Origin of the sequence: Atrimonas thermophila (assembly GCF_045864955.1) — a bacterium.
GTDB lineage: Bacteria > Atribacterota > Atribacteria > Atribacterales > Thermatribacteraceae > Thermatribacter > Thermatribacter velox.
The window spans coordinates 1793558-1813851 of sequence record NZ_AP028803.1 but is presented as its reverse complement, the minus strand read 5'-3'; the positions used below and the strand labels follow the sequence as shown (position 1 = coordinate 1813851).

The window sequence follows — 20294 nt, the reverse complement described above, 5'->3', positions numbered from 1 at the left end:
GGTATAGCTTGTTAACCAACTCTACTTCTACTCGATAGTAATAATACTTCTTTTCTCGAAAATCTCAAACAGGTAAAACGTGTTGTAGCCTCTTTATTGTGTCTTTTCGTTCAAAAATGTTGGCAAGTTTGAGCCATTCAAGAAGCACGGACTCGGGGTTTTTATAACCAAAAAACAACCCCTAAAAGAAAGAGGACGCTTGCGCTCTCGAGCAGCTTATAAAGCGGGCTTCAGCACTTCCTGGCGCGCCCGGAGGGAGTCGAACCCCCAACCTACGGATCCGTAGTCCGTTGCTCTATCCAGTTAAGCTACGGGCGCACCTTGCGTGAAAAATATACTCCCAAAACCCTTTTTTGTCAACTTCAGTGTTTTTGAGCTGGCACCGGTTTTTTTCAGAGTTAAAGATGCGTTAGATAAAAGGGAAGCTATTTTTTTAAAAATTCTGGTCAGGGTTTGGGAATTGTATTGACATATTACAAAAGTGTATTTATAATAAATTTGTAATTATTACAAAATAGAATTTATTGTAAAGAGGTAACTGGAAAGTGTATTCTCAAAAGCAAATTAAGAAATACTTAACTCAAAAAGGACTACGGCCCTCGCATGTGAGGATGCAGGTACTCAGATACCTGTTAGCACACCGTACTCACCCTACTGCGGAGGAGATTTTCTCCTCGCTGATAGAGGAAATGCCTACTCTTTCCAGAACTTCGGTTTACAATGCCCTGCGAGCGTTCACTGAGGCCGGCTTAGTAAAAGTTATCACGGTTGAAGGAGATAGGGCGCGTTTTGATGCCGATTTAAAAGACCACGGTCACTTCAGGTGTTCTCGGTGTGGTAGGGTCTATGATTTTGGGTTTTCCTTTGAAGGGTTGCAGTGGGAAGGCCTGGAAGGCTTTGAGGTAGAAAGTAAAGAGCTTTATCTCAGGGGTTTATGCCCTGAGTGCAAGTTAGATAACCAAAAGAAAAAAGGGGGAAATGGAGATGGAGAATCAAGCCAGGATGCCACTTCTTGGTGAGAAATTTCCGGAAATGGAGGTGAAGACCACCCACGGCATCAAAAAACTGCCCGGGGACTATGCGGGTAAGTGGTTTGTGCTTTTCAGCCACCCTGGAGACTTTACTCCGGTTTGCACCACTGAGTTCGTGGCATTTGCGAAAAAAGCGGAAGAATTCAAGAAGATTAACACCGAGCTTATCGGCCTTTCAGTGGATCAGGTTTTTGCTCATATAAAGTGGGTAGAGTGGATTGAAGAAAAACTGGGAGTAAAAATTCCTTTCCCGGTAATTGCCGATGAGTTGGGTAGGGTGGCTTTTCAACTGGGTATGATTCATCCCCAGAAAGGTACCAACACGGTGAGGGCAGTGTTTGTAGTTGATGACAAAGGTATTTTACGGTTAATGATGTACTATCCTCAAGAAGTAGGTCGCAGCGTGGGCGAGGTTTTGAGAGCAGTTAAGGCCTTGCAGGTTTCAGATGCCAATAAAGTGGCTCTGCCTGAAAATTGGCCAAACAATGAGCTTATTGGTAACAAAGTTATCGTTCCACCGGCAGCAACCGGAGAGGCCGCTAAAGAGCGGTTGCAAAAAGCACAAAAAGGCGAACTGGAATGTTTTGACTGGTGGTTCTGCTACCGGGAGCTCTGATTTATGCTTCCAGCTTTGACTAAATAGTCTTAGCGCCCTCCCTTTTGTGCTAAACTAAGTACAACGTTTTGGAATTCAAAAACAAGGGAGGGCGTTTTTATGACTCCGCGCGAGCGTGTTATTGCTTCTCTTGAGCACCACGAAACGGATGTTCTTCCTCTGGACCTTGGTTCTACCTTAGTTACTGGAATCCATGTTTCCAGCCTCCACAAATTAAAAGTAGCCCTTGGCCTTATCAGAGAGGATGAACCAGTTAAAGTTATCGACCCTTTTCAGATGCTGGGAGAGGTTGACGATGAATTGCGCAAGGTTCTGGGGATAGACACGGTACCTCTTTTTCCTCCTAAAAACTTTTTTGGTTTTGAAAATACTGACTGGAAACCCTGGACTTTTTTTGATGGTACACCACTTTTAGTTCCCGGCAAGTTCAACACCACTCCTGATGCCAATGGCGATATCTACCAGTACCCCCTTGGCGATACCCGTTTTCCACCTTCTGCCAAAATGCCCAAAGATGGGTTTTACCATGATGCCATTATCCGCCAAAAGCCCTTTCGCGATGAAGACCTCAAAGCTGAAGATCAGATTGAGGAATATACCCTGCTTACTGATGAAGAACTAAGCTATTACGAGCAAGAATCAAAACGGCTTTATGAAGAAACGGATTATGCTGTGGTGTCTTCAGGAGTTCCTGGAACCAACTTAGGTGATATCGCCTATGTTCCCGGTCCAGCCCTTCCAGACCCCAAGGGCATCCGGGATGTGGAAGAGTGGTATATTTCCCTGATGACCCGCAAGGAGTTTCTCAAGGAAGTTTTCTCCCGTATGACCGAAATCGGCCTTGAAAACCTGAAGAGATTCCACCAGGCAGTGGGAGAACGTATTCAGGTGATTGTGATTTCCGGAACTGATTTTGGCTCTCAGCACGGTCCGTTTATTTCCCCTTCACTGTATCGAGAACTTTTCAAACCTTTCCATAAAAAAATCAATGATTGGGTTCATCAGAACACGTCCTGGAAAACCTTCATTCATACCTGTGGCTCAGTTTACGCCCTTCTTCCAGACCTAAAAGAAGCCGGGTTTGATATCCTCAACCCGGTTCAGATTTCGGCTGCTGAAATGGACCCCCAGAGGCTCAAGGATGAGTTTGGTAAGGATTTTACTTTCTGGGGTGGAGGTGTGAATACCCAGACCACTCTTCCTTTTGGAAAACCTGAGGAAGTAAAGGAGGAAGTTCGCCGACTTATAGAAATTTTCAAGAAAGGTGGAGGCTTTGTTTTCGCCACTGTACATAACATCCAGGCCAAAATCCCGGTTGAAAACCTGCTGGCTTTGTTTGAGGCAGTGAATGAGTACCGTTGAAGTGCTTCTCGTTTGCATGGTCTTGATAGCTTTTTGAGGTTTTTGTTAAACATCGCTCTTTTCCCCTAAAAAAAATGGCTCCTTTGCCGATATTTAAATTCGAGGACTGTTAGAAAGGGGGATTTGATGAAATGAGTGTTCAGGAAAGTGGTCGTCACTTTAACGAAGTACAGCTGGTGGTTTTTCAGCTGGGTAAGGAGTATTACGGCGTAGATATTCATCAGGTACAGGAAATAATTCGTTTTCAGTCGCCAACTAAGGTGCCAGGAGCACCTTCTTTTGTAGAGGGTGTTATTAATTTGCGAGGGCGGGTTATCCCGATTATAGACCTTCGTAAACGCTTCCGGTTGCCCGAAAAAGAAGTTACCAAGGATACCCGGGTTATAGTGGTCGAGGTGGCTCCTCATACAGTGGGCATGGTAGTGGATGCCGTTGATGAGGTGTTGCGCATTTCTGAGGACAAAATTGAACCTCCTTCGCCCCTTATTGCTTCCATCCAGGAAGAGTATATCCAGGGAGTGGGCAAGCTTGAGGACAAACTGGTGATAATTCTGGACCTTCAGAAGGTGCTCAGCAAGGAAGAAAAGGCCAAGCTCGAGGAAATTGAAGAAAACAAAGAAAATTAGGGGAGAAGCTTAAATGAAAAGAAAAAGTAGCCTAAGGGGGAAGCTACTTTTCTGGTTTTTGTTGTTTTCTTTGTTGCCTCTGTGTTTTATTGGCTTTTACGGTCTTTCCAATTTTCAGAAGTCGTTGCTGGATAAGACCAATAGAGAGATAAGCAGCCTGGTAAATTTGGGAGCAAAGTCCATAGAAGTAGTCCTCAAAGAAAAGATACGCCAGGCAGAAGAAGGCAAGTTGAGTGCTTTTAATTCTTTTTGGGCCAATCCCAGCGGGGAAGCTACTGATAGCCTGGGTAATCGGGTTGATTTTTCGCAGTATCCGTTTTTTACAAAAACTATTCAACAGGGCAAGGCGAACCTCTCTAACCTTTTTATGAATCCTGAAAGCGGTAAGTTGATTTATTATTTAGCCACTCCCAAGCTTGTTGAAGACCAGGTAATTGGAGCGATGGTCTTTGAGGTTGAAGGAAGGGATATCCAGGATTTGGTTTCTGGTCTGTCCATAGGGGAAGGAGGAGTTTTCTATTTAGTTGGCAGTGATGGGCTGGTGATGTTGCATCCAGAGGAGGAAATGGCTTTTAAGGCTAACATAAAAGACTTGCTTGGTTCCCAGATTGAAGCATTCTTTAGCAGCGATGTCGGGGTCTTACAAATTAACTCTGGCGATGCTGCTTCTTTGTTAGCTTTTGCCCTTTCTCCCACTTCGGGCTGGAGGGTGGTTGCTGAAGTACCGGTTGCTTCTGTGTATCAAGATGTATTTGCAATGCGCAAAATGGTCATCCTGGTTATTGTAGTTGTAGCTATCTTGATCTCCGTTTTGGTTACGGTTATCGTGGGTCGGATAACCGGTAATCTTCGGAAAATCACATACTTGGTTCAGGAAGTGGCCCAAGGCAACCTGAAGATTGATACTGGATTTTTGGAAACTATTCAGCGCAAATTGCGTGATGAAGTAGGCGTTTTGGCTGGAGCGTTTTTGAAGATGATTCAGAGCATAAAGGGCATCGTTGGCGAAACTCTCAATGCCTCTTCTTTGCTTTTCAACTCTGCAAAAGAGCTTGCTGCATCGGTTCAGGAGGTTTCCAAAGCCACCCAGGAAATAGCTCAGACTATCTCCCAGGTGGCAGAAGGTTCTAATCATCAGAGCGAAGAGTTGGGAGCCGTCGAACAGGAGGTTTCTGGTATTGCTCAAAGGGCCGATCTTCTCCTGGAAACCACCGAGCGCAACGTGGGAGCGGTGCGCAACATTCGTTCTCATATGGAAGAAAATTTGGCTGCAATGGTTGCCATCGAGGATGCGCTGAAACGGACCGCTGACGAGGCTCAGAACGACAAAAGAGAAGCCGAAAGAGGCAAAGAGCTTCTCAGGGGTTTGAGCGGAAACATCCAGACTATATCTTCTGCGGCTCAGGAGGTAGCTGAAGCGGTTCGCACTTTGAGTGCTCGCTCTGAGGAGATAAGCAGTATAGTAGGTATTATTACCGGCATTGCTGAGCAGACCAACCTCTTGGCCCTCAATGCTGCCATTGAAGCTGCCCGGGCTGGAGATGCTGGGCGAGGCTTTGCGGTGGTGGCTGAGGAAGTGCGCAAACTGGCTGAAGAATCCTCCAAGGCTGCTGACCAGATTGCTTACCTTATTGAAGAAGTCCGTAAGGATATGCTGAAAGTTTCTTCCAGCATGGATGAAGCACAGAATGAGGTACAGAAAGGAGTGGAGCAGCAAAAAGAAGTGAATCAGAACTTCGAGGCAATCATTGCTTCGGTGGGGAGGACGCTTGGTGAAATTGACGCTCTTTCTGAGTCTCTCAACAGGGCCAAAGCGCTACTTTCCAGAACCAGCGAAGAGGCAGAGGTGATAGCCAATCTTTCCGAAGAAAACAGCCGTTCTCTTGGAGAGATGACAGCATCCATTAAGAGTATAACCGAAAAAATCGCTTCCGTTGCTTCCATTGCTGAAGAGAACGCCGCATCCAGTGAGGAAGTTTCTGCTTCTACGGAAGAACAGAATGCATCACTTGAGGAAATTACTTCTGCTACCGAGACACTGGTTAAACTTGCAGAGGATCTGAAAAGTAAGATTGCCATTTTTCAGGTTTAAGGCTATCTAAGGTTGTAGAGCAGGTAAGGGGAATCCTTCAGGGGTTTTCCTTACCTTTCTTTTCTGGTTCGCTTTCTTGCTCTTTCATGAGTTCTTCTGCAAAGAAGGGGAGTTCTGGGTTGTTCCTGTATCCCTCCCGTAGGAGTTCCCGGTCGTAGCTACTTCTCTGAAAGCTTACCTTAAAACCTTCTTCGATTTCAATCAGCGCCCAGCAGGCCTTCCAGTTGCCGTCTTTGGGAAGGCCTACGCTTCCATCGTTAATCACTTTCAGGGTACCAACTTCTCTTGCGAAGGGAATGTGGGTGTGTCCGCAAACGAGAACGTTGGCTTCTTCGTTCTGCATCATGTGAAAGAAACTGGAATCGGGCCGGTCTGGGAAAAGGTACTCGTTGATGCGGCGTGGGCTGCCATGCACAAAGAGCAAATGGTATGCTGAATGCTTGATTTCGTAACGGGATAATAGATTTCTCAGGAAAGCTTTATTCTCCGGGGTTACCACCTTCCTGGTCCAGGAGAGAGAAATATGCCCTCTGGCTTTCTCTTCGCTGCTTCGATAAGCACATCCGCAGTCATCGAGGTCAAATCCTACCCCTTGGTCGTAGTTGCCCATGATGGTGGGGATGGCGAGTGAGCGAATTTTCTGAACTACTTCGTTAGGAAAGGGGTTGTAGCCTACCAGGTCGCCCAAACATACTGTAACCTCTGGGCGATGTCTCTCTATATCTTTCAACACTGCTTCCAGGGCGAATATGTTTCCATGAATATCAGAAAAAACCGCTATTTTCATGGTGTTGCCCTCCTTGTTCACTTGCTAAAAAAAGCTTTTTAGGAGCGGATGTGCAGGATCTCTTTTATCCTCTGAGCTTTGCGGATTGCGGCTTCTAAATCAGTGTCTACGATGGTGACATGCCCCATTTTGCGAAAAGGACGAACTTGCGCTTTGCCGTAAAAGTGAAAAGAAACTCCCTGTATAGTCAGGGCTTCTTCCAGTCCTTCAACAACCGGAACTCCTTCCGCTCCTTTTTCTCCTAAAAGATTCACCATTACCGCAGGGGTGAGAAGTTGAGTTGAGCCAAGTGGTAATCCACAGATTGCCCGCAGGTGTTGTTCGAACTGGGAGGTAACACAGGCCTCAATCGTGAAGTGGCCGGAGTTGTGAGGACGAGGTGCTATTTCGTTTACCAGGAGCTTGCCACTTTGGTCAAGAAACATTTCCACCGCGAAAACACCCACTCCCTGAAGGAGAGTCACGCATTTCTGGGCGATTTCCTGTGCTTTTCGGGCTGTTTCTTCAGAAATCCGCGCAGGGGCAAAGACCTGGTCGCATATATGGTTTGCTGGGTGGAAGGTCATTTCTACTACCGGGTAAGCGACTATCTCTCCTGAACGGCTTCGGGCCACAACCACTGCAAGCTCTTTTTCTATGGTAACCAGCTCTTCCAGAAAGGCCTCTTTTTGGGGCAGGGAAGCCAGGTCCTCTGCTTTTTCTATTTTTGCCACACCTTTGCCGTCGTATCCCCCAAAGCGAGCTTTCCATATGGCAGGGCTTCCTAACTCCCGGAGTGCTTTGTGGCTTACTTCGGGCAAAAAACTTGGTACAGGTATGCCCCCTCTGGATAGGGTTTCTTTCTGCCGCAGTTTATCCTGAATGATTTCCAGAACTTCAGGCGAAGGAAAGACTTTTCGACGTAAGCTTTCTTCTTTTAAGGCCTGAGTATTTACGTGCTCAATATCGTAAGTGGCGACGTCGCTTTCTTCTACCAGTGTTTTCAGCGCTTCGGGATTGTAAAAATCGGCCACTATCTGCCGGTCAGCAAGCTGTCCCGCAGGGGAGGAGGGGGTGGGGTCAAGCACGCCAACCCAGAAGCCCATTTTTTTGGCTTCCTGAGTCATCATTTTGGCCAGCTGTCCTCCTCCAATTATGCCGACTTTGAAGAAGGGGTATTTGTGTTGCATGGGTTATGGCGTCACTCCTTTTTTAGGGGGTTATTTTAACATGAGAAAGTAGAGAGAAAAAAAGGGGCCCTGGGCCCCCTTTTCCAAAAAAGAAGGGTTTGGAATTCGCACGCTTTTTATGGCTTCAGAACCACGCGGATGGCATTTTCATCTTTCTCAGCAACTTCCATGGCTTTTTTGAACTCTTCCAGCGGGAACTCGTGAGTGATGATTTCGTCTGCTTTAACGATTCCTTCTTTGAGAAGCCGTATAGCAGTGGGGTAGGTGTAGGGACTGAGGTGTGCTCCCCGGATGTCGATTTCCTTTACATCTCCAATGATGCTCCAATCCACAGTTGTGGGTTCTGAAAACACGCTGAATTCCACATAGCGACCCAGCTTACGAATCATATCCAGGCCCTGGATGACTCCTTTGGGGTGACCACTGGCGTGAATGTATACATCACAGCCGTAACCATCGGTGAGTTCTTTAACCTTAGCTACCACATCCTCTCTGGCAGGGTTTAACACCAGGTCGGCACCCAGTTTCTGAGCTAATTCCAGGCGTTTTTCTTTGATGTCAATTCCAATGAGTAGTTTGGGGTTTTTAATGCGGGCCACCTGGAGCATCCCCAGGCCCAGGGCACCCAGACCGGCAATAACCACCACGTCGTCAAGCTGGATATCAGCTCGCTCCACAGCATGAATGGCGCAGCCCAGAGGTTCCACATAGGCAGCTGCTTCAAGAGGAAAGTCCTCAGGCAATTTCCAGTTCAGGGCATTCTTAGGGAGCCGGACGTATTCTGCAAAAGCACCATCAGCTTCGTCCCGGAAAAAGCCATAGATATAGTGCACCTGGCACATCCAGTATTCTCCACGTTTGCAGAAGCGACATTGACCGCAGGGCACAATCTGCTCAGAGACTGCCCAGTCTCCCAAGGAGAGGCCGTATTTTTCGGAAGCTCCTTCACCAAGGGCTACTACCTGTCCATAAAATTCATGGCCGGGTATCACTGGAGGACGGATGTAGGCGGGCTGCCCATCTCCACCCCAGATCCTTTTGGCGCCGTGAAAAGTCTTTATGTCTCCAGCGCATATGCCGCAGCCCCCAACCTTGAGCAGCACCTCGCCAGGTCCGATTTCGGGAACATCCACTTCTTCCAGGCGAAAATCTCCCGGTGCATAATTAACCACTGCTTTCATCTTTTTAGGAAGCTCGAACAGGGTTTCTACCTTAGACATTTTTACACCTCCCGTAAAAAGTTGACCATTACCATTCTATCTCAATACGGTGAATTCTGGAAATGAAATTTTTCTCACTTGCCTTCTATATTGCCTGTAAAGCTTGCTTTTCCTGCTAAAATGATTATAGGAAGTAACAAGGGGGGATGTAACGTGCATCGCGCTTTTATGAATCCTGATAGGGTTCGTAAATTTCTCAACTCGAGAATTGTGCGTTATCTTTTCCGCTGGGCAACTTCTGTGGACCACCAAGGGCAGGTAAGACTGGAAAAAATACTGCTTTATTATGGTAAAAGTAAAAAGGGTCTTTCCTGGATGGAATTATTAACCTTTTTCTGGATTTATCTCGCCATAGAGATTTTGCGGATTTTACTGCGTTGGAAAAAAGAGTATCTAATTCGTGAGATATTTGGCCCGCGCAACATTCGCAGGGCAACCATTAACCTGGCAAGGAGTGTTGCCGAGTATGGCGCCACGCAACCCCAAAAATTTGCCAGTCCGTTACTTGTGGTCTGGAATTTTACTAATGCATGCAATCTCAAATGCAAACACTGCTACCAGGATGCTGGCCGAAAAACCCGACAGTTAACCCTTAAAGAGCGTCTGATGGTCATTGATGAACTGGATCGGAACTTTGTGCCGACCCTTGCTTTTTCAGGTGGAGAACCCCTTTGCGATCCTGAACTTTTTGAAGTGGCTTCCTATGCGGCCAAAAAAGAAATCTACCTCTCTGTGGCTACTAATGGGACTCTTTTGAGTGAGGATGTGTGCAAAAGACTCCGGGATTGTGGGGTGAGTTATATTGAGATAAGCCTGGAGAGTGCTGACCCAGAGTTTCATGACCAGTTTCGAGGCATTCCTGGCTTGTGGAAAAGGACCGTGACGGGTATTGAGAACGCCTTGAAAGCTGGCTTGCTGGTCGGTGTTGCTCCCACCATTACCCGTAAAAACTTTTCCGAGCTTTTGCGCCTGTACGAATTTGCCAGGAGCCTGGGCGTGCATCGCTTTTACGTCTTCAACTTTATCCCTACCGGGAGAGGCAAGGATATTTTGCAGTGGGACCTCAGCCCTGAAGAGCGCGAAGAAATGCTTGACATACTTTACGATTGCTTGATGCAGAAAGAAATTGCGGTGTTCAGTACCAGCCCTCAATTTGGCAGGAAGTGTTTGGAAAAGAATCCCGAAGGGCTGGTGATAACCGGTCATTACTCTTCTGCTGAAGGCAAGCTGGCCCGAGTTGGAGCGGAGTATGTTGGAGGGTGTGGTGCAGGCAGAGCATACTGTGCTTTTCAGCCTGATGGAACAGTTACTCCCTGTGTTTTCATGCCCATAGCAGTGGGAAAACTCCTGGAACGTCCCTTTAAAGAAATTTGGGACACTTCTCCGGTGCTGGTGGCTTTGCGGGAACGTTCTTTGTTTAAAGGGAATTGTGGTGTTTGTGACTACCGTGCAGTATGCGGTGGGTGCAGGGCCAGGGCGTATGCTTACTTTGGTGATTACCTGGGTCCGGATCCGGGTTGCAAGTTCAACGCTTCGTACTGGCAGGAGATAGTGAGAGACAGTGAAAAGAGGGAAATCAATATGCAGAGTGTTGCGTCTTGCAAATAAAGGATTTATTTTTTATACTGCCGCATATGTATGTACGTGCACTCTTTTGGCGGTCACCTTTGCACAGAGAAATGGGTTAAGGATGGTGTGAGGCATGGGAAAAGGCAGTTTTTACATTACAACACCAATTTACTATGTAAATGATGTTCCTCACATTGGGCACGCCTACACTACCTGTGCTGCAGATGTTCTGGCTCGTTATCATCGTTTGTTAGGAAAAGAAGTATTGTTTGCTACTGGTACTGACGAGCATGGCCAGAAAATAGAGAAAGCAGCTCTTGAGAAAGGGGTTACTCCTCAGGAGCTGGTCGATCAGGTGGTTGAGCGTTTTCTGGATCTCTGGAAAAAGATGGATATTTCTTACGACGATTTTATTCGTACCACCGAAGAAAGGCATATCCGCACAGTAGAGGCCTTCTTTTCTCTGCTCAATGAAAAAGGCTACATTTACAAAGGTGACTATGAGGGGTGGTACTGTGTTCCCTGTGAGACTTTCTGGACTGAGGGACAGTTGAGCGGGGAACTGATATGTCCTGATTGTGGCCGTCCTCTGGAAAAAGTGAGGGAAGAAACCTATTTCTTTGCCCTTTCGCGTTTGCAGGAGAGGTTGCTCGATTATCTCGAAAGACATCCCTCTTTTGTCATGCCGGAGAGCCGTTATAACGAGGTGGTAAGCTTTGTTCGGGGTGGTTTGAAAGACCAGAGTATTTCTCGCACTGGTGTAAAATGGGGGGTACCAGTTCCTTCTGATCCCGGACATACTTTTTACGTCTGGTTTGATGCCCTGATAAATTACCTTACCGTGGCTGGATTTGGAAGTGATGAGATAAAGTTTCAAACCTTCTGGCCTCGGGTCAGGCATCTGGTGGGTAAGGATATCTTGCGCTTTCACGCTGTTCTCTGGCCGGCCATGTTGCTGGCTGCTGAGTTGCCGCTTCCGCAGATGGTTTTTGCTCACGGTTGGTGGACAGTGGAAGGAGAAAAAATGTCCAAGTCCAAAGGCAACGTGGTGGACCCAAATGAGGTCATCGAGCGTTACGGTGTGGACCGTTTCCGCTATTTTCTGATGCGTGAAGTAACCTTTGGACTGGATGGTGACTTTTCGGAAAAGTCTTTGATAGAGCGTACTAACGCAGATCTTTCCGATAACTTTGGTAATCTGGTCCACCGCACATCGAGTATGGCCTGGAAATACCTGGGTGGAAAGGTGAAAAGACCTTCTCTATATCAGGATGAAGAGTGGGAGAAGCTGCTTGCGGAAGTGAAAAGTTCTGTTGCCTTTTATTTTGAGCGCTTTGGCTTTGCGCAGGTTCTGGAAAGTATCTGGAAACTGGTACACTTTGGCAACCGCTACATTGACCAAAAGGCACCCTGGAGATTGAGCAAAGATTCTGAAAAGAAAGAGGAGCTTACCAGTATTCTTTATCGTCTTTTGGATTGTGCACGCATTCTCGCTGTGATGGTTTATCCCTTTTGTCCTCGCTCCTGCGGTAAGCTGTGGAAAGCTCTGGGCCTGGGGGATTTTCCCGATTTTGATTCCTGGGAACGAGAAATCAGTTGGGAAAGTGGTCCGGAGGTCTTTAATCTTGAAAAACCAGCTCCCCTTTTCCCGAGAATAGAGAACTGACCGAATAAGGAGGTTTTGATGTATGGTTCCCGAAATAAACCTGGAAGATTTTCAGAAAATCGAATTGCGGGTGGCAGAAGTTCTTGATGTGGAGCGTGTGGAGGGTACCAAGGCTCTTTTGAAACTTCGCATTTCCCTGGGTGGGGAAGAAAGGACTCTGGTTGCTGGCCTTGCGCCGTATTACCGGCCGGAAGAAATAAAAGGGAAAAAAATAATTGTTCTTGCCAACCTGAAGCCGGCGACTATCCGGGGAGTGGTTTCTCAAGGGATGCTGCTTGCTGCTGATGACGGCAAAGGTGGAGTTAGTTTGCTGACCGTGGACCGGGACATTGAGCCGGGAAGCAGGGTGAGATGAGTTTCTGGATTGATGTCCATGCTCATCTCGATGATCCTAAGTTTGCAGAGGATATTGAAGAGGTCATAAAGAGGGCGGAAGAAGCAAAAGTAAAGATCATTGTGGCCAATGCAACGTCTCTGGAATCTACGCTCCAGACGCTTGCCATAGCTGAGCGTTTCCCTCGAGTTTATGCTGCCTTGGGTATTCATCCCCAGGAAATTAAAGGCGTCTTACCTGATTTCTCAAGGCTTGCCGATTATCTGCAACACCCCAAGGTCGTAGCTGTTGGCGAAATCGGGCTTGATTATTACTGGGATAAAAGCCATGTTGAGAATCAAAAGCGGGCTTTTCTCGCCCAGCTTGAGCTGGCACGTACTTATGGCCTACCGGTAATAGTTCATTCTCGGGAGTCAGAGCAAGATGTGCTCTCAATCCTTAAAATGTATGCCCAGGATATCCCTGTTATTTGGCATTGCTTTTCTGGAGACCGAGAAATTGTTCAGAAACTATTACCCTTGAGAGTTGGGTTTTCCTTTGGAGGCGTAGTGACTTTCCCCAAGGCCCATCGAATCAGAGAAACAGCGCTTTCCGTGCCTCGTGAGCGCCTTTTTCTGGAAACTGATGCGCCATATCTGGCTCCTCAAAAAAAACGGGGCAAAAGAAATGAACCTGCCTTTCTGGTTTATACTGCGACTTTCCTTTGTGAACTTCTGGGAATTCCTGTGGAGGACTTCCAAAACTTACTCGTCAGTAATTTCTTTGCTTTTTTTGGGCGGGAGAAGTTTTTGGGAGAATTTGGGGAACTTTAAAGGTCGACTTCCGTTATAATATGATGTGAAAGATAGATTTAGGAAAGATTACTGAGAGAAGGATGACCGGCTCCATGCTGAAGATGAAGGTTCAGGGCTTAATGTTTGACCAGAAGAACTCTATGGCTGTGGTGGTTCTGGTCGACGAGGAAGAGAAAAGGAGTTTGCCCATCTGGATAGGCCCCTTTGAAGCACAGGCCATTCTTCTGGGGCTGCAGGAGGTAGCAACTCCTCGCCCTCTTACCCATGATCTGATGGCTTCGGTTATTCGCAGTTTGGGAGCAGAACTTGAGAAAGTTGTGATCACCAAGATTATTGATAACACCTTTTATGCACTCCTTTATCTTAAAGTTGGGGACAAAGAAATTACCGTTGATTCTCGACCGAGCGATGGTATTGCACTCTCTTTACGCATGAAGGCGCCCATTTATATTTCAGAAGAAATTCGGAGCTCTACCACCCTTGCTGTAGGGGAAATAGACGATAAGGAAATCGAAGAATTCCGTCAGTTTCTGGATAACCTCAAGCCTGAAGACCTGAAGAAGTACCTGGGCTATGGAGAATAAGCCAATCATTGGAGTTATAGGCACAGCTTCTTCACACGATACCTCAATTGTGGAACTGGCTTTTGAGGTGGGGTGTGAGATAGCACGGCGGGGTGCAGTGTTGCTTTGTGGAGGGTTAGGTGGCGTTATGGAAGCCGCCTGTCGGGGGGCTAAAGAGGAGGGGGGTATCACCATTGGTATTCTCCCTGGAAGTTCAGTCAATGAGGCCAATCCTTTTGTAGACTACCGTATTGCTACTGGTCTTGGGGAAGCCAGAAATTTAATTATTGTTCTTTCTTCTTCAGCTCTTGTAGCCTGTGGGGGTGGTGCAGGTACTTTGAGCGAGATAGCCTTTGCTCTCAAACATGGCAAACCCCTGGCAGGCTTGCGTACCTGGCAACTTCGAAGTGGAAGTGGGCAGGAGGGTTTTTTCCCTCAGTTTGAAAGCGCCAGGGAAGCTGTTGCCTACCTTTTTAAATGCCTGGAGGTTTAAATTGATCGCTGAGTTTGAAAGAGAAGAGGGTGTTACCAGGGTTAGCGTTTCTACCTTGCTCGATATAGTGCAGGTAGCGGCCAAAAAGATTCCGGGAGTTGTCAACGTCCAGATGCCGCGTAATAAAGCAGGGGTGGTGGTTAGGGAACAGCCGCTCAATGCCAGCGATAAAGTGCCTCTTGAAGACGGAGTGTTAGAAATCAACTTGGTTCTTACACTTCGAGAAGATTGCCAGTTCCACCAGGTTGCCCTCGAAGTGCAAAAAGCGGTATTTGAAGCGTTAAGAGACTATTTTGGTATTTCTCCTCAACGGGTCAATGTTGGGGTGCAGGAAGTGGTGTGGTCATAGTGGGGTTTTAACATTGTGAAAAGGAGGTTTTTGCCTTGTATAATCCAGAGGGTTTGTGTCAGGTTTGCCGGTACTGTGATGCGGAGATGAAAAAGAAGGGTATTTATCGTTGTTTGCTTGGTGAACAAAAAGAGCGTACTGCTCCGGTTGAGCGCTGTGACTATTTCTTCCCCGATCACCTTTCTCACACCGAAAAAGAAGGAGATATCAAGAACAGTTCAAAAGCTAATCTGTAGTTTTTCATGAGTGGTCGCTCCTCTGTCAGGTGGGGCCAGCACTTTCTGGTAGATTCCAGCATAAGGGATTTTATCGTTTCCCTGGCGGAACTCTCTGCAAAAGATGTAGTACTGGAAATTGGCGTGGGAACAGGTTTTTTGACTGAAGCCCTTGCCAAAAGTAGTGCCCGGGTAATTGGAATTGAAAAAGACCCGGAACTCTTTAAACAGGCAACTGTGTTGTTTGGCGACTTTGATAACGTTTTTCTCCACTGTTTCGATGTTCTCGAGCTTGACCTCGATCTTTTGCTGCAAAGATTTTCGAAGGACAACATTAAACTGGTGTCCAACTTGCCTTATTATCTTTCGACGGAAATTGTAACCAGAGTGCTTTTCTGTAACGTGGACTGGCAGCTGGCGGTGCTTATGGTTCAGCGTGAATTTGCTGAAAAGACTTTTTTGGGTATCCCACGCAGGAAAAAAGGGCCGCTGTCGGTGATTGTGCCTTTCATGGTGGAGGTGCAGGGGATGTGGCCAGTTCCTCGCTCCGCCTTTCGGCCTATGCCCAGAGTTGATTCGGTAATTGTTAAGCTTTGTTTTAAACGGGAGAAACTGGATAAGCCTTTGCTCGATAAATTATGGCGGATTGCTCAGTGTCTCTTTGCTGAACGTAGAAAGAAGGTGGGCACGATTTTGAAAAGGTGCTTTCCGCAACTGAGTCCGAGAATAATCCTCAACGAACTTGGCCTTGAGAACGCCAGAGCTGAGGACTTATCGCCAGCAGATTGGCTCTCCTTAATCAGAGCGTTGTCTGCTATGGAAAAGGGTTCTGGTGAGTGATGTGCTATAATTGATAGAGTTTTTCAGGAGGCATTTTTATGCTTGGTGTTTTAAAAGAATTTTGGTCAAAGAAAACCCAGGATCGCTTAATAAAGAAGCTTTACGAAGAGTATGTGATACCTATCAATGCTTTGGAAAGCGATATTGCTCGCCTCAGCGATGCGGAGCTTCGAGCTAAAACGGACCAGTTTCGGGAACGCCTTCAAGCGGGGGAAACGCTTGACGATTTGCTTCGAGAAGCTTTTGCTGTGGTTCGCGAGGCAGCGAAGCGCGTGGTGGGCATGCGCCACTTCGACGTGCAAATCATGGGTGCAGTGGTTCTGCACCAGGGCAAAATTGCCGAAATGCAAACTGGTGAGGGAAAGACCCTGGTGGCTACCATGCCTGCGTATTTGAATGCTCTGACTGGGCGGGGTGTACATATAGTCACCGTCAACGACTATCTGGCCAAGCGCGACCGCTTCTGGATGGGACCTATTTACGAGTTTTTGGGTCTTTCCGTTGGTCTTATTCAACACGATTCTTCACGGGAGGAGCGCAAAAAGGCCTATAGCTGTGACATAACCTATGGTACCAATACTGAATTTGGCTTTGATTACCTCAGGGACAACATGGCGGTGCGCCGTGAGGATATTGTGCAGAGGGAACTGCACTATGCCATTATCGACGAGGTGGACAGCATCTTGATTGACGAGGCCAGGACTCCCCTTATTATTTCTGGCCCTGCTGAGGAATCTACTGAAATATATTATAAGATTGACCGGGTGGTCAGACGGCTCCGCCAGGGAGAACACTTTGACATAGAGGAGAAGACCAAAGCGGTATGGCTTACCGAAGAAGGTGTGCGAGAGGTAGAGAAGCTACTCCACGTTGACAATCTCTACGAAGATACGGGTAAGGGTACGCTGGAGCACTTGGTAAGGCAAGCTCTGCGAGCTCACCACCTTTACCGGAAAGATGTAGATTATGTGGTGAAAAATGGCGAGGTTATCATCGTTGATGAGTTTACAGGAAGACTGATGCATGGTCGCCGCTACAGTGATGGTTTGCATCAGGCAATTGAGGCCAAGGAAAAACTACAGGTCAAGGAAGAGAACCAGACTTTGGCTTCAATCAGCTATCAAAATTATTTTCGTATGTATGAAAAGATATGCGGAATGACTGGTACTGCCAAAACAGAAGAGGAGGAGTTCATTTTTACCTATGGGATGCCGGTGGTGGTCATTCCTACCAACAAGCCCTTGCGACGCACTAATCTGCAGGATGTCATTTACCGCACCGAAGAAGAGAAATTTGAAGCAGTGGTGGAAGAGATAGAAAAACTGCACCGCCAGGGCAGGCCTGTTCTGGTGGGTACGGTTTCCATCGAGAAGTCAGAACGGCTGAGCAGAATGCTACATAAAAAGGGCATTCCTCACCAAGTTCTCAATGCCAAGAACCACGAAAAAGAGGCTGAAATAATTGCCCAGGCTGGACAAAGAGGAGCGGTGACCATTTCCACCAACATGGCTGGTCGGGGAACCGACATCGTTCTTGGTGAGGGTGTTGCTGAGCTGGGCGGGTTGCATGTAATTGGTACCGAGCGGCACGAGAGCCGACGCATTGATAATCAGTTGCGGGGCAGAGCTGGTCGGCAGGGCGATCCTGGTTCTTCCCAGTTTTTTCTTTCTCTTGAAGATGACCTGCTGCGCCTTTTTGGTTCCGAAAGGATTGCAAACATTATGGACCGCTTTGGTGTTGAGCGAGGGGTGCCCATTGAGCATCCTCTGGTAACCAGAATGATTGAGTCGGCACAGAAAAAGGTGGAGAGCTATCACTTTGGTTTGCGAAAGACGCTTCTCCGCTACGATGACATTATGAACAAGCAACGAGAGGTTATTTACTCGCAGCGGCGAATGGTTCTTTTTGCTGATAGCGTAAGGCCTTTTGTTTTTCAAATGATGGAAGAAGTGGTTGAAGAGATTCTGGGAGCTTATGCCGATGAAAAGCTGTACCCTGAAGAGTGGGATTGGGAGGGTCTGGATAGGAGGCTGTATTACCTTTTTGGATGGGGTTTGAGGATTGCTGAAGCAGAGAGGCCTTCCTTTGATAGAGATAAACTGAGAGAGCTTATTTTGGAGAAGTTGAAAACCACCTACCAGGAAAAAGTGCAATCAGTTGGTGAAGAAGTTTTCAGAGAAATTGAACGTTACGTTCTCTTAAGGGTTGTAGACACTCACTGGAAGGATCACCTGCACAACATGGATCACCTTCGGGAAGGCATTGGCTTGCGCGCTGTTGGCCAGAGAGACCCCTTTGTGGAGTATCAGCTGGAAGCGTTTGATATGTTCCAGGATATGATTGCTCGCATTAGGGAAGACACTCTGCGTTATCTCTTGCGAATTCGGGTGGTTGATAAGGCCGGAAGTCCCCAGAGTTCCCAAGTTACCAAAGCTTCGACTTTGCGTTCTTCCTCCCAGGGTAAGGAAGTGAAGAGCGGAGCTTCTTCCCGGATTACTTCAGCTACGAGTGCTTTTCCCAAAGAAGGACGAAAAAAGGTGGGTCGCAACGATCCCTGTCCCTGCGGTAGTGGTTTAAAGTATAAATATTGTTGCGGTAAAAAATAGAGAAAGGGTGATGCTGTTATGAACACCGAGTTGAACGTTGAATTGCAGCAGATCGAGGAAAAACTTAAAGAAATCGGAGGGTATCTTTGACCGGCGCGGAGTTCGGGAGCGTCTTGAGAGACTGGAAAGAGAAATGTCCCAGAGCGGCTTCTGGGATGACCCCCAGAAGCAGAATCGGGTTTTAAAAGAATACAAGTTTTACCGTAACCTGGTTGATAGCTTTGAATCGCTGAATAAAAAACTTGAGGAAAGCAAGGAGTTTGCGCAACTCATTTCGCCTGCTGACCCGGAGTATTCAGAGCTGGTTAAAGAGGTCAAAGAGCTCTCAGCCATGAGTGAAGACCTGGAAATTCGCATTTTCTTTCAGGAAGAAGAAGATGCTAAAAATGCAATCGTGACCATCCATTCTGGAGCTGGAGGTACAGAATCACAAGACTGGGTGCAAATGCTTTTCAGAATGTATACTCGTTTTTGCGAGCGAAAAGGGTTTACGGTAACGGTTACCGATGTTTTAGAGGGTGAAGAAGCTGGCTTTAAGCATGTCACGTTTATCGTGCAGGGCGACTATGCTTACGGGTATCTCAAGTCAGAGCACGGAGTGCACAGGCTTATTCGGATTTCTCCTTTTGACGCTAATCGTAGACGTCACACCACTTTTGCCCTGGTGGATGTGATTCCGGAAATGGGCGAGGAAGTTGATATCGAGATTAACCCCCAGGACTTAAAAATAGAGACTTTCCGGGCCGGGGGACATGGGGGCCAGCATGTCAACGTTACTGATTCTGCAGTTCGAATTACTCATTTACCTACTGGCATAGTTGTGCAGTGCCAGAATGAACGTTCCCAGCACCAGAACAAGGCAGTTGCCATGAAGATTTTGAAGGCCAGGCTTTACAAGTACTATGAAGAGAAACAGAAACAAAAGTTGCAGGAAATTAAAGGCGAACACAAGGATATTGCCTGGGGGAATCAAATCCGCACTTATGTTTTTCATCCTTATAACCTGGTCAAAGACCATCGCACCGGGCATGAAGTGGGCAATGTGCAGAGAGTGATGGATGGAGAAATTGATGATTTCATAGAGGCTTTTTTGAAAGAGGAAGCAAAGATATGAAGGTTTACGCGCTGGTTGGAGCAACCGGGACTGGTAAAAGCTATCGTGCGCCTCAGATTGCTCAGGAGCTGGGCATTGATTGTATCATCGACGATGGTCTGTTAATTTCTCAGGGGAAAATCATAGCTGGCACTTCGGCAAAGGCAGAAATCAGTAAGATACGGGCGGCTAAAGTGGCTGTTTTTTATTTCCCTGAACATCGGGAGCAGGTCAAACGGGCCATTCGAGAATTGAGGCCCGAGAAAATTTTGATACTGGGTATTTCTTACCAGATGGTTTGCAAGATTTGTGAACGGCTGGAGTTGCCGTTTCCCGAAGAAGTGATTAACATCGAAAATATTGTTAGTGTTGAAGAAATAGAGTTGGCTCGCTCAGCAAGGGAGCTGGAAGGTAAACACACTATTCCGGTTCCATTGGTAGAAATTAAGCGCAATTTGTGGGGTAACCTTGTGGATTCGCTACCACTTGCAGTGTGGAGGTTCTTTTATTCGTATCGTGGCAAGACTGTGGTGCGGCCCCCTTTCAGCTATCTTGGTAAGCTGGTGGTCAGCAAGCGAGCTCTTCGCTCATTAATTTTTAAATTGTTAGCGGGCATGACCTTTATAGAGACTGTGAATCGTATTGATATTCACTGGGAAGCGGGGGGAGTTGTGGTAGTGGTGGGATGTGTTTTCAGAAAAGAAAGGTCCATTTCCTCTGCTTGTGATACACTGCGTAAGAGTCTGCAGGATCGAGTAATGTACCTTACTGGTGTGGAGCTGCGCCGGATAGATGTGGATATAGAGGGTATCGTGGGAGTAAAGCCTGATTTTGTTACCAGAGAAGTTTCAGTAGTCGGTAAATAAGAT

The 20294-nt window shown here is 47.0% G+C and carries 20 protein-coding genes and 1 tRNA gene; 17 read left to right on the top strand and 4 right to left on the bottom strand.

Annotated elements, in window-relative coordinates:
• Positions 1-241: 241 nt before the first annotated feature.
• Positions 242-318, bottom strand: a tRNA-Arg gene (locus ACKTT1_RS09465).
• A gap of 227 nt (positions 319-545) precedes the next feature.
• Between ACKTT1_RS09465 and ACKTT1_RS09460 the strand changes: the two genes are divergently transcribed.
• From ACKTT1_RS09460 to ACKTT1_RS09440, 5 genes are all read left to right on the top strand, one after another.
• Positions 546-1019, top strand: coding sequence for a Fur family transcriptional regulator (locus ACKTT1_RS09460; RefSeq protein ID WP_412709394.1), 474 nt, complete (start codon positions 546-548; stop codon positions 1017-1019).
• A complete protein-coding gene (locus ACKTT1_RS09455) occupies positions 985-1647 on the top strand; it encodes a peroxiredoxin (RefSeq protein ID WP_412709393.1) in 663 nt (220 codons plus the stop codon). The genes ACKTT1_RS09460 and ACKTT1_RS09455 overlap by 35 nt, the downstream gene beginning before the upstream one ends.
• A gap of 99 nt (positions 1648-1746) precedes the next feature.
• On the top strand, positions 1747-3009 hold the full coding sequence (locus ACKTT1_RS09450) for a uroporphyrinogen decarboxylase family protein (RefSeq protein ID WP_412709392.1): 1263 nt from the start codon (positions 1747-1749) through the stop codon (positions 3007-3009).
• A 131-nt stretch (positions 3010-3140) separates the two neighbouring features.
• Entirely contained in the window at positions 3141-3635 is a 495-nt protein-coding gene (locus ACKTT1_RS09445) for a chemotaxis protein CheW (protein WP_412709391.1), read from the top strand.
• Positions 3636-3648: 13 nt separating this feature from the next.
• Entirely contained in the window at positions 3649-5727 is a 2079-nt protein-coding gene (locus tag ACKTT1_RS09440; protein ID WP_412709390.1) for a methyl-accepting chemotaxis protein, read from the top strand.
• Between the two features lie 37 nt (positions 5728-5764).
• Here the strand turns inward: ACKTT1_RS09440 and ACKTT1_RS09435 are convergent, their stop codons facing one another.
• The 3 genes from ACKTT1_RS09435 to ACKTT1_RS09425 form a co-directional block, all read right to left on the bottom strand.
• On the bottom strand, positions 5765-6514 hold the full coding sequence (locus ACKTT1_RS09435; protein WP_412709389.1) for a metallophosphoesterase family protein: 750 nt from the start codon (positions 6512-6514) through the stop codon (positions 5765-5767).
• A gap of 38 nt (positions 6515-6552) precedes the next feature.
• A complete protein-coding gene (locus ACKTT1_RS09430) occupies positions 6553-7683 on the bottom strand; it encodes a 5-(carboxyamino)imidazole ribonucleotide synthase (RefSeq protein WP_412709388.1) in 1131 nt (376 codons plus the stop codon).
• 116 nt (positions 7684-7799) lie between these two features.
• On the bottom strand, positions 7800-8903 hold the full coding sequence (locus tag ACKTT1_RS09425) for a zinc-binding dehydrogenase (protein WP_412709387.1): 1104 nt from the start codon (positions 8901-8903) through the stop codon (positions 7800-7802).
• Positions 8904-9056: 153 nt separating this feature from the next.
• Between ACKTT1_RS09425 and ACKTT1_RS09420 the strand changes: the two genes are divergently transcribed.
• From ACKTT1_RS09420 to ACKTT1_RS09365, 12 genes are all read left to right on the top strand, one after another.
• Positions 9057-10511, top strand: a complete 1455-nt coding sequence (locus ACKTT1_RS09420) for a radical SAM protein (protein ID WP_412709386.1) — start codon at positions 9057-9059, stop codon at positions 10509-10511.
• A gap of 94 nt (positions 10512-10605) precedes the next feature.
• Entirely contained in the window at positions 10606-12138 is a 1533-nt protein-coding gene (gene metG, locus ACKTT1_RS09415; RefSeq protein WP_412709385.1) for a methionine--tRNA ligase, read from the top strand.
• A gap of 22 nt (positions 12139-12160) precedes the next feature.
• Entirely contained in the window at positions 12161-12493 is a 333-nt protein-coding gene (gene metG, locus ACKTT1_RS09410) for a methionine--tRNA ligase subunit beta (protein ID WP_412709384.1), read from the top strand.
• A complete protein-coding gene (locus ACKTT1_RS09405) occupies positions 12490-13284 on the top strand; it encodes a TatD family hydrolase (RefSeq protein ID WP_412709383.1) in 795 nt (264 codons plus the stop codon). Before metG (ACKTT1_RS09410) ends, ACKTT1_RS09405 begins: the two co-directional genes overlap by 4 nt.
• A 74-nt stretch (positions 13285-13358) precedes the next feature.
• A complete protein-coding gene (locus ACKTT1_RS09400; RefSeq protein WP_369018624.1) occupies positions 13359-13850 on the top strand; it encodes a bifunctional nuclease family protein in 492 nt (163 codons plus the stop codon).
• Positions 13840-14322 carry a TIGR00725 family protein gene (locus ACKTT1_RS09395; protein WP_412709382.1) on the top strand — a complete coding sequence of 161 codons (483 nt, stop codon included), beginning with the start codon at positions 13840-13842 and terminating at the stop codon, positions 14320-14322. The genes ACKTT1_RS09400 and ACKTT1_RS09395 overlap by 11 nt, the downstream gene beginning before the upstream one ends.
• 1 nt (position 14323) lies before the next feature.
• On the top strand, positions 14324-14671 hold the full coding sequence (locus tag ACKTT1_RS09390) for an Asp23/Gls24 family envelope stress response protein (RefSeq protein ID WP_412709381.1): 348 nt from the start codon (positions 14324-14326) through the stop codon (positions 14669-14671).
• Positions 14672-14706: 35 nt separating this feature from the next.
• Positions 14707-14907 carry a hypothetical protein gene (locus tag ACKTT1_RS09385; RefSeq protein ID WP_412709380.1) on the top strand — a complete coding sequence of 67 codons (201 nt, stop codon included), beginning with the start codon at positions 14707-14709 and terminating at the stop codon, positions 14905-14907.
• A 6-nt stretch (positions 14908-14913) separates the two neighbouring features.
• Positions 14914-15726, top strand: coding sequence for a 16S rRNA (adenine(1518)-N(6)/adenine(1519)-N(6))-dimethyltransferase RsmA (gene rsmA, locus ACKTT1_RS09380; protein ID WP_412709379.1), 813 nt, complete (start codon positions 14914-14916; stop codon positions 15724-15726).
• A gap of 38 nt (positions 15727-15764) precedes the next feature.
• Positions 15765-18332, top strand: coding sequence for a preprotein translocase subunit SecA (gene secA, locus ACKTT1_RS09375; protein WP_412709378.1), 2568 nt, complete (start codon positions 15765-15767; stop codon positions 18330-18332).
• 18 nt (positions 18333-18350) lie between these two features.
• A protein-coding gene (prfB, locus tag ACKTT1_RS09370) for a peptide chain release factor 2 (protein WP_412709377.1) occupies positions 18351-19446 on the top strand; the annotation gives its coding sequence in 2 pieces (ribosomal slippage) (positions 18351-18419 and positions 18421-19446; 1095 coding nt in all).
• Entirely contained in the window at positions 19443-20291 is an 849-nt protein-coding gene (locus ACKTT1_RS09365; protein WP_412709376.1) for a hypothetical protein, read from the top strand. The genes prfB and ACKTT1_RS09365 overlap by 4 nt, the downstream gene beginning before the upstream one ends.
• Positions 20292-20294: the final 3 nt, after the last annotated feature.